Source organism: Synechococcus sp. GFB01, assembly GCF_001039265.1.
Classification (GTDB): Bacteria; Cyanobacteriota; Cyanobacteriia; order PCC-6307; family Cyanobiaceae; genus NIES-981.
Genome location: NZ_LFEK01000059.1, coordinates 1 through 10,908, shown reverse-complemented (window position 1 = coordinate 10,908; position 10,908 = coordinate 1). Strand labels below are relative to the sequence as shown.

Annotated in this window: 15 protein-coding genes; 8 read left to right on the top strand and 7 right to left on the bottom strand. The window is 69.4% G+C overall.

Translation table 11 applies throughout. The features are described 5' to 3' along the window. The 3 genes from SYNGFB01_RS14615 to SYNGFB01_RS12540 form a co-directional block, all read left to right on the top strand. Nucleotides 1-407, top strand: a 407-nt coding sequence (locus SYNGFB01_RS14615; RefSeq protein ID WP_048017654.1) for a hypothetical protein, incomplete at its 5' end; no start/stop codon positions are given. After that, nucleotides 407-712 carry a PilW family protein gene (locus tag SYNGFB01_RS14610; RefSeq protein WP_053068401.1) on the top strand — a complete coding sequence of 102 codons (306 nt, stop codon included), beginning with the start codon at nucleotides 407-409 and terminating at the stop codon, nucleotides 710-712. The genes SYNGFB01_RS14615 and SYNGFB01_RS14610, both read left to right, overlap by 1 nt. Continuing rightward, nucleotides 627-977, top strand: coding sequence for a hypothetical protein (locus SYNGFB01_RS12540; RefSeq protein ID WP_152669589.1), 351 nt, complete (start codon nucleotides 627-629; stop codon nucleotides 975-977). The genes SYNGFB01_RS14610 and SYNGFB01_RS12540 overlap by 86 nt, the downstream gene beginning before the upstream one ends. 104 nt (nucleotides 978-1,081) lie before the next feature. On the opposite strand, the gene SYNGFB01_RS14605 is transcribed toward SYNGFB01_RS12540, so the two are convergent. The 4 genes from SYNGFB01_RS14605 to SYNGFB01_RS08145 all read right to left on the bottom strand — a co-directional run bounded on the left by SYNGFB01_RS14605 (nucleotide 1,082) and on the right by SYNGFB01_RS08145 (nucleotide 5,521). Continuing rightward, nucleotides 1,082-1,438, bottom strand: a complete 357-nt coding sequence (locus SYNGFB01_RS14605) for a prepilin-type N-terminal cleavage/methylation domain-containing protein (protein ID WP_255347542.1) — start codon at nucleotides 1,436-1,438, stop codon at nucleotides 1,082-1,084. A gap of 103 nt (nucleotides 1,439-1,541) precedes the next feature. Further along, nucleotides 1,542-3,329: a tetratricopeptide repeat protein gene (locus tag SYNGFB01_RS08155; protein ID WP_369795523.1), complete on the bottom strand. Its 1,788-nt coding sequence runs from the start codon at nucleotides 3,327-3,329 to the stop codon at nucleotides 1,542-1,544. 26 nt (nucleotides 3,330-3,355) lie between these two features. Continuing rightward, on the bottom strand, nucleotides 3,356-4,873 hold the full coding sequence (locus SYNGFB01_RS12535; protein ID WP_053068399.1) for an FkbM family methyltransferase: 1,518 nt from the start codon (nucleotides 4,871-4,873) through the stop codon (nucleotides 3,356-3,358). Nucleotides 4,874-4,897: 24 nt separating this feature from the next. Continuing rightward, the gene (locus tag SYNGFB01_RS08145; RefSeq protein WP_053068398.1) at nucleotides 4,898-5,521 is read right to left on the bottom strand and encodes an FkbM family methyltransferase; all 624 of its coding nucleotides are present in this window, start codon (nucleotides 5,519-5,521) and stop codon (nucleotides 4,898-4,900) included. Nucleotides 5,522-5,934: 413 nt separating this feature from the next. Here SYNGFB01_RS08145 and SYNGFB01_RS14595 point away from each other — a divergent pair, with 413 nt between their 5' ends. Genes SYNGFB01_RS14595 through SYNGFB01_RS08130 form a run of 4 tightly spaced genes read left to right on the top strand, consistent with a single transcriptional unit; the run spans nucleotide 5,935 to nucleotide 8,862 of the window. Next, on the top strand, nucleotides 5,935-6,087 hold the full coding sequence (locus SYNGFB01_RS14595; protein ID WP_161795871.1) for a hypothetical protein: 153 nt from the start codon (nucleotides 5,935-5,937) through the stop codon (nucleotides 6,085-6,087). A 33-nt stretch (nucleotides 6,088-6,120) separates the two neighbouring features. Further along, nucleotides 6,121-6,663 carry a hypothetical protein gene (locus SYNGFB01_RS08140; protein ID WP_048017652.1) on the top strand — a complete coding sequence of 181 codons (543 nt, stop codon included), beginning with the start codon at nucleotides 6,121-6,123 and terminating at the stop codon, nucleotides 6,661-6,663. Between the two features lie 25 nt (nucleotides 6,664-6,688). Next, nucleotides 6,689-7,576 carry an ABC transporter permease gene (locus SYNGFB01_RS08135; protein ID WP_048017651.1) on the top strand — a complete coding sequence of 296 codons (888 nt, stop codon included), beginning with the start codon at nucleotides 6,689-6,691 and terminating at the stop codon, nucleotides 7,574-7,576. Then, a complete protein-coding gene (locus SYNGFB01_RS08130) occupies nucleotides 7,573-8,862 on the top strand; it encodes a 1-acyl-sn-glycerol-3-phosphate acyltransferase (RefSeq protein ID WP_152669587.1) in 1,290 nt (429 codons plus the stop codon). Before SYNGFB01_RS08135 ends, SYNGFB01_RS08130 begins: the two co-directional genes overlap by 4 nt. Before the next feature lie 65 nt (nucleotides 8,863-8,927). On the opposite strand, the gene SYNGFB01_RS08125 is transcribed toward SYNGFB01_RS08130, so the two are convergent. The 3 genes from SYNGFB01_RS08125 to SYNGFB01_RS08115 all read right to left on the bottom strand — a co-directional run bounded on the left by SYNGFB01_RS08125 (nucleotide 8,928) and on the right by SYNGFB01_RS08115 (nucleotide 10,705). After that, nucleotides 8,928-9,617: a TrmH family RNA methyltransferase gene (locus SYNGFB01_RS08125; RefSeq protein ID WP_048017655.1), complete on the bottom strand. Its 690-nt coding sequence runs from the start codon at nucleotides 9,615-9,617 to the stop codon at nucleotides 8,928-8,930. 30 nt (nucleotides 9,618-9,647) lie between these two features. Further along, nucleotides 9,648-10,295, bottom strand: coding sequence for a nucleotidyl transferase AbiEii/AbiGii toxin family protein (locus tag SYNGFB01_RS08120; protein WP_161795870.1), 648 nt, complete (start codon nucleotides 10,293-10,295; stop codon nucleotides 9,648-9,650). A gap of 77 nt (nucleotides 10,296-10,372) precedes the next feature. Continuing rightward, nucleotides 10,373-10,705, bottom strand: a complete 333-nt coding sequence (locus tag SYNGFB01_RS08115; RefSeq protein WP_048017649.1) for a hypothetical protein — start codon at nucleotides 10,703-10,705, stop codon at nucleotides 10,373-10,375. Between the two features lie 60 nt (nucleotides 10,706-10,765). Here SYNGFB01_RS08115 and SYNGFB01_RS13240 point away from each other — a divergent pair. Further along, nucleotides 10,766-10,908, top strand: a 143-nt coding sequence (locus tag SYNGFB01_RS13240; RefSeq protein ID WP_200900083.1) for an MGMT family protein, incomplete at its 3' end; no start/stop codon positions are given.

The following is a 10,908-nucleotide window of genomic DNA, read 5'->3' as shown; positions in this document are numbered from 1 at the left end:
CTGCTGCTGGCGATCGGCGGCTGGACGGCCAGGCCGTTCTGGCCCGCCAGCGCGTGGAGGTGGCAGCGCGGGAGCTGGTGGTGGCGATCGAGCGGCAGCGGGAGTCTGGCGCTGCGCGACGGCCGCCCTCGCAGCCTGGTGGTGCAGGGCCCTGGCGGCTGCTGGAGGCGGCCGGCGTGGCCGACGACCGCCTGGAGCTGCGCCACAACCTGCCGCCCGCCTTGCGCTTCAGCGCCAACGGGCTGCTGCTCGATGGCGGCACCGTGGTGCTGGCCAGCTCCGGTACGGATCTGCAGCGCTGCCTGGTGATGGCCCTGCCGATCGGTGTGCTGCGCCTGGGCCGCTACGCGGGTGGCTCCAGCGGCCTGCCCAGCGCCGAAGCCTGCCAGCGCGACGAGGCGGCGTGATGCGCAGAAACGGAGGCTTCACGCTGGTCGAGCTGCTGGTGACGCTGGCGCTCTCGGGGCTGGTGATCGCTGTGGTGCTGCAACTGATGGTGGGGGATCTGCAGCATGTGGGCCGGCTGGGCCGCTGGCTGCGGGAGCGGCAGGCGGGCGAGCGGGCCCTGGAGCTGGTGCGCGGTGAGCTGCAGCGGGCCGAGCGTGGTGGCCCTCCGCTCCGGGGAGATGGCGCTGCCCGGCGGCTGCAGCCTGGCGGGCCGCAGCTTCGTGCTGCAGCTCCGGGGGCTCACCGATTCCGGCCGGAGTGCTGAGGTGCTCTACAGCAGCGGCCCCGCCCCTTCCTCCATCTGGCGTGGAGCGGTGCTGATGCGCTGCGGCCCGGCCTACACGCTCGCTGGCGGCTGGAGCGACGGTGCGGCGGTGTCGCGGGTGCTGATCGATGCGCTGCCATCACGTGATGGCTTCCAGGTGGGGGGGAGCGCGCCTGGCCCGCTGCGCCTGGAGCTCAGGCGTGAACTGGAGGGCGGCTCCAGCATCAGCCAGCAGCGGATGGCCGTGGGGCCTTCGGCTCCCTGAACTGATTCTGGCCAAAGAAAAAGACCAGCTTGCGCTGGCCTAAGAGACGAATCTACCCCGAAAGTTTCGTGGATATGGATGAAATTGGATGTAATGATGAGTTATTATTGAGGGATAACGGCACCGTCGCCGTTGATGGTGGCATTCGCAACAACCGCGCTGCCGTTGGCCTGAGCCGAAAAGGTTTGACCCAATGCGCAAGTAGCACTGAACGCGATCTGGTTTGTGTTAACCGCAGGGACAAATGTGCCTCCCCCACCTGCAAGGATGGCTGCGCAACTCTTCGCGGCCGCGACCACGGCCACTCTGGCGGAGTTCTCTCTGGCGGTCGCAAGATTGGCGATGTAGGCGCCGTAACCAACGGCTCCTAGCACACCCAGGATGGCAACGACCACAAGCAACTCGATCAGGGTGAAGCCTTGGTCGGGACTGCCCTTGACACGATTGGTTTTGTTTAGCAGCTGGAGTAGCAGGCGCTGCCGGTAGAGGGACGAAGTATGGTGTTGTGGGGAGTGCGGAAAACCACCTATACCGCCACTATGGTAGCGGGAGTTAGCTGGCTTGTCAGCCAGTCGGTGTCAGGCCTCCCCCACCCTGGCCGCGCTGTCGGTCCGCCATGGCCAGGAAGGCCTCCTGTAGGTGGTGGGCAAGATCGGCGCCGTCGTAAAGGCTGCTGGAGAGCACCTCCTGCTGCAGCTCAGCCCGTGCCGCCCGCAGCCCTGGAAGGTCGCTCACCAGCTCGGCCACGGCGGCGGCGAAGTCGGCGGGTGTGCTGCTGATCCAGGTTTCCCGGCCGAGGGCTCGCAGGATCGAGCAGGTCATCCGACCGGCTGTGCTGTCTCCCAGGATGCCCACAACCGGCACCCCCATCGTCAGGGCTTCGAAGCTGGTGGTGGCGCCGGCCCAGGGGGTGGTATCGAGGGCCACATCGATGCTTCGATAGCATTCCATGTGCTCGATCCAGCTGGGGGCGGCCGGCAGGAACACGATCCTGCAAGGATCGATCCCGGCCCGCTCGAGGCTCTGCAGGATGCGGTGGCGGGCCCGCGGTGAATCGGTGGTGTAGGTCTTCAGCCGCAGTTGGGCCTGTGGCACGGCCCGCAGGGCCGCCGCCCAGAAGCTCAGGGTTTCTTCGCGGATCTTGGCGATCTGATTGAAGGAGCCGAGCACCGGCCGGTTGCCCTGATGGCGGCTCCCGGCCGCAGGAAGCTCGGCGGGGCGCCGGCAGGCCAGCCAGAGACGGGGCAGTCGCCAGAGCCCNTCCACGAATTGCTCGGCCAGCTCGGGCGCCGCAGTGAGCGCGTCACCGATGAACCAGTCGATCGTGTCGAGCCCGGTGCTGGCGTGAAAGCCGATGTAATGGCACTGCACCGGCGAGCAGCGCTCGGCGAGCAACGCGATTCCGCTGTTGCGGGTGAAGCCGCTTGTTTCCACGAGCACGCCGTAGCCGCGCGCCCGGATCCGCTGCCGGGCCGCCGCCGCTCCGAGGCCCTGCACGGTGACCACTGCATCGGCCAGCTCTGCCAGCTCCAGCGCCCGGCCTGATCGAAACTCATGCGACTCGATCAGCTCCACCTCGAGGCGGGCACGGTCGTAGTGGCGCAGGAAGGGCTCAAGGAAGAAACTCACCACATGCTCACCCAGCTCCGCCGAGAGGAAGCCCACTCGCAACCGCCGGCCTGTTGCCGGTAAGCTGAGGGGATGCGGCAAGGGCGCTTTGCCAGGGTTTGAGCCCCGCCGTAAGCCCCAGTAGTGCCGCAGCCGACGCAGATGCATAGGAGCGGCCGCCGCACCGGCGATCGATAGGCGGAAGGCGAGGTTCTCAAACGCCTCGGGCCATTCGGGCCGTTGGCTGACCACCTGCTCCAGCAGCTCCAGGGCTTCGTCGAATTCACCGATTGCGAGCAACGACCCGGCTCGATTGCGCATTAGTGCGGGGTCATCAGNCCTACGGGCCTGGAGCCGCTCCCAGATCTCCAGGGCGGCATCGTGCTGCTTCAGTTGGAAGGCGCAGATCATTGCCTTGCGCCGCAGGGCGCTGTCGAGCTCCGGATCGATCGCCAGCGCCCGGTTGAGGCAGTCGAGCGCCTGCATGGGGTCGCCCAGCTCGTCGTAGGCGATGCCAAGGTTGGCGAGATCAGCGGCAGAGGTCTCAGCGCTGGCCCCCCGAAAGGCGTAGAGCCAAAGCGTCTGCTGGATCACGGCTTCGGCCGCGATTGGCTCGCCGATTCCCTTGAGGGTCATGCCCAGTTCCAGCAGCACCGATGGATTGCTGGGATCGAGCTCCACAGCCCGCTGCAGCAGTTCCGCCGCCGCCTGGGGGTCGCCCAGGGCGGCCGTCGCCTTGGCGATCCAGNTGCAGGGCCTTGGAGCAGGTGTCANCCCAGGCGGCGGGCCTCGGCGAGCCGAGCCCTGCCCGAGGCGATCTCGCCCGCTTCCAGCAGCTCCCAGGCGGAGCGNNCGAGGGCGATCTGGTCGGGGTTGGGGCTGTGCTGGTGCGGCGATGCCGGTTGGCGTGCCGGGAAGCGGCGCTTGAGCAGGGCCAGCCGCTGCTGGATCGCTGATCCGGCAAAGCCCAGCGCCTGCAGACGCTTCAGCCGTGGCCGGGCGCTGCCGCCGCTGTAGAAGCCGGAGTACGAACCCAGGAGTTCATCGCTTTCCAGCCCCGCCGCGTTGAGCCATTCCACCAGGCGGCCGCTGGGGTCGAGATCGTCGAAGCGGCGGCAGGGCGGCAGGAAGGGCTCACCGGCCTCGAGCGCCAGGCCCGCCTCCAGGGGCGGCACCAGGTGTCCCAGCGCGCGCAGGGCCTCGCTGCGCTCGCCCAGTTCCGCGGCCACCCGCGCCAGGCTGCTCTGGCGCGTCAGCCGCTGCTTGTCGCGGGCCTGATCCTGCAGCAACTGGTGGCTGCGCTGCAGGGCGCCCAGGCGCCGCGCGAGTGGCCGGGCAGGGTCGTGGGCGTAGGCCCAGAGGGCCAGGGGTTCAGCAGCCCGGTCACCCGTGCCACGGGCCTGCTCCTCCCACTGGGCGGCGAGGGCCTGGCCGTAGGGCAGGCGGGTGAGCACCCGGCGCCAGTGATAGGGCTCGAGCTCAGCGGCTCCGGGCGGCTCCGGCCTGGCGGTGGGCACGAGCCAGCCGGCGGCCGCGAGGGCTGCGGCGCGGTCGGGCTTGGCGGCGAACAGGTTGAGCAGGTAGCCATCCACCCCGTGCGCCGGATCGAAGGGCAGGAGCGCATCGAGACCGGGCACCAGCCGGTAGCAGCGGTAGCCGATGGCAAGGAAACGCTCCACCAGCTCCAGGTGGAGCTGGGTGCCGGCCTTGAGCTCGAACATCACCAGCGGTGAGAGCTCAGCGAAGAACCGCCGTCCACCGGTCAGGATGCGCTCCTCCTCGCCCTCGGCGTCGATCTTGAGCAGGTCCACCTGCTGCCAGCCGAATGCATCGAGGCAGGCATCAAGNCTGGTGAGAGGCACCTCCTCGCCGGGGCCTTGCTGATCCGGAACCAGGCTGTTGAGTTCCGATTGTTCTGACGTCTGCAGCCAGGCGGTGCCCTTGTGATCGGAGAGGGCCTGGCGCTCCAGGTGCAGCCATGGGACGTCGTTGACGGCGATGCTGGCGTGCATCAGAGCGGCGGTGGTCGACGATGGCTCGAAGGCCCACACCTGCCCTTTGGGCCCCACCTTGCGGGCCAGTGAAAGGGCGTAGACGCCCACGTTGGCGCCGATGTCCACCACCGTCTGGCCCGGCTGCACGAGGCGGCGCAGGAACTTGATCTCGTCCTCGAACCAGTCGCCCTGCTCCTGCAGCACGTAGGGCGTGATCTGGTTCAGGTCATCCGGCACCACCACCTGGGTGCCGTCTGCGAGGGTGACGGTGAGGGTGGGGGGTGTGCTGGTCATCGCCTGGCGTGGCGTGGCCTCAAGCTAAGACGGGGCCGGGGTTTCGAGGGCCAGGTCGGGCCGGCTAAGCAGCACTGAGCCCAGGTAGCAGTCCTGCCAGGCGCTGCCCTGGCGGCGGTCGAGCTCGCCCAGCAGCAGCGCCACCAGATCGAAGGCGTTGTAGAGCTCATGCATCACAAATGCAGCCGCCTTCAACTGCCGTTCGCTCCATTGCTGGCGCTGGCGGAAATCGCGCACATAGATCGCGTCGGCCCAGAGCAGCTGGCTGATGGCAGCGTTGGGATTGGCCGCCAGCTGCAGCGGCCGGAACGGGCGGCCCATGGTGTACGCGAAGCGCAGAAAACAGAAGCCCTGCCGGCGCAGCAAGGCATCCACATCGGCAAAAAGGGGCTGGCCCTCGTAGAGCTCCACGAACTCCACCTCGCTCTGCAGCACCGCCACATCCTTGAGGGTTTCGGTGGCGTGCTCCAGCACCATCCCCTCGGCCCCCTGCACATCGAGCTTAAGGAAGTCGGCCGGACGGGCTTCCTCCAGATCGTCCAGCCGACGGGTGCGCAGGGGCACCCGCTTCTCCACCTGCATCAGCTCCCCCAGTGCCGGGAACAGGTCGATAGTGGCGCGGGCCGGCGTATAGAGGGAGGATGTCATCGGCACGTTGGTGACGTGCAGCGTGTGCTCCTCGCCATCGCCCAGCGCCCAGGGCAGGTACGCAGCGTGCCGCCCAGCCCGGCCACCTGCTGGTTCAGCCGCTCGCACTCCTCACCCAGCGGCTCGAAGCCGATCACCTCGGCGCAGCCTTCACGCGCCNAGTGCACCCATGCCTCAGGTTCGCTCGCTAGCGCCAGAGCGCCCACATCCAGGCAGCGCAGTGGCCGTTCCAGCTGCAGAAAGTCGAACCAGGCTCGAACGGATTGAGAGGGCTCCAATGCCCAGACAGCGGATCGACCCAGCATGCTGGGCATAAGGCACTTCAGCCACCGCCAGCGTCCATGAGCCGTCCCCGCGCCNTGCGTGAACGCCTGCAGACCATCACCTTCCTGGCCGTGCTCAACGGCTAAGGAGTGCGCCTGCTCAACCAAGGGCTGCAGGCTCAGGTGCTGCGTGCCGCCGGCTGCTGGTCGGCGGCGATCACCTTGTTCGAGCGGGCCCAGGAGGTCGACCCCGTCGATGCCAGGCCTCTTACCGCTATCGGCCAAATCCAGCGCCAGCAGTGAGATTCGTAGGCGGCCCAGGTCAGCTTCGAGCAGGTGGTGATGCAGCGGCTGGCCTACGCCGAACTGGAGCAAGGCGCCGCCATCGCTGCGCTGCAGGCGGCGGTTGCCGCCGATCTGGAACTGGTGGAGGCCCACCCCAGGCTGGTCGTGCTGGTGCAACAACAAGGGAGGATCGCCGAGTCGTTTGGCCATCACGTGGTCTTGGCGCTGCTCCAACCCGGTTCCCTCGGACCCCGGATCGAGAGCGCCCTTCCCCTGAAACGAGCCGGCGATGCGGAGGGCTGCGTGCGCCAGCTGGAGGCGATGCTGGCGGGTGCTCCGCGGGCGCCGTTGCTGAAGGAGGCCTTCCAGTTAGTGGCCTCCACCGCGCCAGCTGGCGCTGGGTGGAGCGGCAGCGGCAGGTGGCTGTTGCCCCCTGGCAGCAGGCGCTGGCGGGGCTGCTTTCCGATGGAGCCGATTTGGCGGCGGCTCTGGGTGATGCCATGGTGGCGATGGTGGACCGGGCTGCAGGGGCCACCGGCCTGGCCAGCCAGGGCTGCCTCCCATAGCGTGCACCCCACCGGGTGCGCCCACTGAATCACCCTGCGAAGACTCCGGCCCGATGCCTTCACCACCACCCATCCCCTACTGGCGGCACTGGCGCCCCGCCACGCTCTCGGGCCGCATGGCCCGCTGGGGGGTGCTGATCGTGCTGGCCTACGCGCTGGTGGCCCTGCTCACGCCGCTGCTGGTGCACCTGGGCTGGCTGGCCGATCCCAACGCCGGCCTCACCAACCCGATCTACGCCGCCCCGTCGCCGGCCCACTGGTGCGGCACCGACCGGCTCGGCCGTGACGTGTGCGTGCGCACCCTCTCCGGCAGCGGCGTGGCCCTGCAGGTGGTGCTGCTGGCTCTGGTGATCGCCCTGCTGATCGGTGTGCCGCTGGGCATGGTGAGCGGCTACCTGGGCGGCTGGGTGGATCGGCTGCTGGTGCTGCTGATGGACACCCTCTACACCCTGCCGGTTCTGCTGCTCTCGGTGGTGCTGGCCTTCCTGCTCGGCCGCGGCCTGCCCAATGCCGCCGCCGCCCTCTGCGTGGTCTACATCCCGCAGTATTTCCGCGTGGTGCGCAACCAGAGCGCCCAGGTGAAGGCCGAGCTGTTCGTGGAGGCGGCCCGCTCGCTCGGTGCCGGGCCGCTGTGGATCCTGCGGCGCTATCTGTTCCGCAACGTGATCACCTCGGTGCCGGTGCTGCTCACGCTCAACGCCGCCGATGCGGTGCTGGTGCTGGGCGGCCTCGGCTTCCTCGGCCTCGGGCTGCCCGAAACCGTGCCGGAGTGGGGCGGGGATCTGCAGCAGGCGCTCACGGCGCTGCCCACCGGCATCTGGTGGACCGCCCTCTACCCCGGCGTGGCCATGTTCGTGCTGGTGCTCGGCCTCTCCTTCCTGGGCGAGGGTCTCGAGAGTTGGCTGAGCGGGGCCGCTTCGAGCTCCGGCCGCGGCCGGTGAGGTTGCAGCCGCCGCTGGCGCCGATCCGGCCCGCCTACAGCCCTGCCATGCGGCTGCTGGTGGAGCTGCTGCTGCCGCTGCTGCTGCGCGTGCGCCTGCTGCGCTGGCTGCCCGCCGGCATCACCGCCCTGGAGCTGGAGCACGGCGAGCGGCTCGTGGGTCTGCTGCGCCAGTTCCGCCAGGGTCGCTGCCGCCTGCTGCTCGCCTTCCGCCACAGCGAGGTCGACGACCCCCTCTGCGGCCTGTGGCTGATGTCCCGCGCCCTGCCGGCCGATCTGCGGCCCCAGCCGGTGCACTTCCTCTACGACCGGGGCATGCCGCTCTGGGGCGGCCGTGCGCTCGGCTGGGTGCTCTCGCGCCTTGGCGGCGTGTCGCTGCGGCGCGGCCGCCATCCCGACTGGAGCGCCCTGCGCCAGGCCCGCCAGCTGCTGCGCGACGGTCCGTTCCCCTTCGTGCTGGCCCCGGAGGGTGCCACCAACGGCCATGGCGAGCACCTGGGGCCGCTCGAGCCCGGCGCCGCGCGCCTGGCCCTCTGGTGCCGCGACGATCTGCGCCGCGCCGGCCGCAGCGAGGCGGTGTGGATCGTGCCGATCGGCATCCGCTACACCTATCCGGGCGCCCCCTGGCCGCGGCTCGACCGCCTGCTGGGCTGGCTGGAGAGCCAGCTGGGCCTCGAGCCGCTCGCCGCAGCCGATTCCTATTCCGATTCCGATTCCGAGGAGGCTTCCGCCACCGAGCGGCGCTACCGCCGCCTGCGGCGGATCGGGGAGGTGATGCTGGCCGAGCTGGAGTGCTTCTACGGCCGCTTCGGTGGCTGCGGCAGCCCACCTCAGCCGCAGCCCGATGCCGCCGCTGCGGCATCCACCGATCTGGCGCCGCGTCTCGATGCCCTGCGCGACCGGGCCCTGCGGCTGGCCGAGGCGCGTCTGCACCTGCGCCCGGTGGGCACCCCGGAAGACCGCTGCCGCAGGCTCGAGGAGGTGGCCTGGCAGTGGATCCATCGCGAGGATCTGCCGCCGCGGCACCACCTGCCGCCCCTGCAGCGGCACCTGGCCGACTGGACCGCTGCCGAGGCTGCCCTGGCCCTGCGCCACATGCGCCTGGTGGAGACCTTCGTGGCCGTGTCCGGGCACTACGTGGCTGATCGGCCCAGCTTCGAGCGCTTCGCCGAAACCGCCTGCTGCTCTACGACGGCGTGGTGCGCCTGCGCGGCGGCAGCCTGCCGGGGCGGCCGCGGCTGGGGAAGCGGCGCGCCAGCCTCTGCGTGGCCGAGCCGATCGCGGTGAGCGCCCTGCGAAGACCGTGGCCAGCGAGGTGGAGGCGCTCACGGCGCTGCTGCGCCAGCGGCTGCTCAGCACCGCAGCCGCAGCGTGCGCGGCAGCTCCTCGCTGATCGCTCCCTCCGCAGTCGAGGGCGGGGTAGGGGCGCCCTCGCGGCGGCACCAGGCGGCCACCTCCGGGTAGGCCCACTCCAGCAGCAGCCCGCGGTAGCGCTCCGGCGGCACCCCCTCACCGGCCTCGGGCACCAGTCCGGCCGCCTGGCGCTGCCGCAGCGCCTCGAACAGCAGCGTGGCGCTGGCCACGCTCACGTTGAGCGACTGCACCATGCCCCGCATCGGGATGATCACCGCCTGATCCACCAACGCCGCCGCCGCCGCGCTCAGGCCCCACTTCTCCGCCCCCAGCACGAAGGCCGTGGGGCCGGTGAAGTCGCAGGCGCGGTAATCCACGGCCGTGTCGCTCAGCAGGGTGCCGTAGAGGCGGAAGCCGCGCTCCTTGAGCGCCCGCATCGCCACCTCGCTGCTCGCATGCAGCTGCAGCGGCACCCACTTCTGGCTGCCCAGGGCGGTGCTGTTGAAGGTGGGGAGGCGGCCCTGCAGGCACACCGCATGGGCTTCCAGCACGCCCACCGCATCGCAGCTGCGCAGGATCGCCGAGAGGTTGTGGGGCTTCTCCACATGCTCCAGCAGCAGCGTGAGATCGCCCATGCGCCGGTTCAGCACGGCCCGCAGGCGTTCGAAGCGGCGCGGCAGCAGGGGCATGGGCTGAGGGGCGTGGAGTCCGCGGCGTGATCAGTGGAGTTGGGGCGTAACCATTGGTGCTGGCGGCAACGGGCCCACCTCGCTGGCGGCTCGTTCCAACGGGAGTCGGGTGCACAGGGAGAGATCGGGCAGATCCCCGTCTTCAAAGAACACAAGGGCCTTCAAGGCCTCGGCCGGCTGAAACGCTGAACCGAAGAGGGCTGCCGCAGCGCTGAGCCCTCGAGCCAATCGGTCGCCGACAGCCTCTGGGGATGCTCGGTCGTCCTGAAGCAGTGCCGCGATGTCGATGTAGTCCTTGGCCTCAGCGCGTTGCAGGATCACCTTCAGTTTCGTGGCCAGAAGATCCTCAGGTGCGGCGACCAGGGCAACCTCATCGCTGGTGAGTTGCGGGTTGCCAACTCTGCCGAACTCCAGTCCACCGAACAGCGACAGCTTCACCGTTGCGCGATCGTTTGGATGGTCTGCCGTCTGCGTCACCGGCACGAGGAAGGTCTGGGCATTGGCCTCCTCCTGGAGCAAGGTGCTTTGCTGCAGGAAGGGAAGGGCCTGGCGAATCCGCTCACGATCCAGGGGTGATGAGCTGAAAAAGTCGAAATCCACCGATATGCGGTGTCCGAGTCGCAGGGCGATGGCTGTGCCCCCGTAGAGCACAAAGTGCAGGGATCGCAGCGATTGCAACTGTGGCCATAGACGTTGCTGAATCTCGGGGAGGGTGCTCAGCCTGGGCTCAAGCGCTCCACCCGGCCCGTTCTCCTTCATCGCAACGGCCGCTGGGGTTGTGGAGGCAGCGCCTCACCGTGGGGCAGCCCCAGCCGCAGGTGCCAGAAGTTCCAGGAGCGCCGGTTGAACTCCCCGGCCCGGGCGGTGGCCAGCACCTGCCGCAAGGTGGCGTCATCGATGCAGCTGCGCATCAGCTGCACATCCCGCCAGTCGCCGATGTTCATCAGCTGGGCCAGCAGCCGACGGGGATGGGCAAGGCTGCGTTCCGCAGGCTGCCACCAGATGTAGCGGATTGCCAGCGGCGCCAGCGACTGGCGTTGCTGCGCACTGAGAACGATCGGAGCCGAAGCCGAACAGCCGGCTGCCATCAGCCAAGCACCATCATCACGTCACTCTAGAAAGCAGCGATCATCGGGATCACCTGGGTGATGGCCTTGAGGGCGACGAGCTTTGACCAGCGCGTGGCTCAGGTGGTGGCGCTGATCCCCCACGGCCGGCTGGCCACCTACGGCCAGATCGCCGAGCTGATCGGCGCCTACGGCTGCGCCCGCCAGGTGGGCTGGGCGCTGCG

Bases quoted from the DNA above. Each gene is read 5' to 3' on its own strand.
- SYNGFB01_RS08145 (WP_053068398.1), bottom strand. From the start codon at position 5,521: ATGACATCCTCCCTCTATACGCCGGCCCGCGCCACTATCGACCTGTTC.
- SYNGFB01_RS08125 (WP_048017655.1), bottom strand. From the start codon at position 9,617: ATGCCCCTGCTGCCGCGCCGCTTCGAACGCCTGCGGGCCGTGCTGAAC.
- SYNGFB01_RS08135 (WP_048017651.1), top strand. From the start codon at position 6,689: ATGCCTTCACCACCACCCATCCCCTACTGGCGGCACTGGCGCCCCGCC.
- SYNGFB01_RS12540 (WP_152669589.1), top strand. From the start codon at position 627: ATGGCGCTGCCCGGCGGCTGCAGCCTGGCGGGCCGCAGCTTCGTGCTG.
- SYNGFB01_RS08115 (WP_048017649.1), bottom strand. From the start codon at position 10,705: ATGGCAGCCGGCTGTTCGGCTTCGGCTCCGATCGTTCTCAGTGCGCAG.
- SYNGFB01_RS14610 (WP_053068401.1), top strand. From the start codon at position 407: ATGCGCAGAAACGGAGGCTTCACGCTGGTCGAGCTGCTGGTGACGCTG.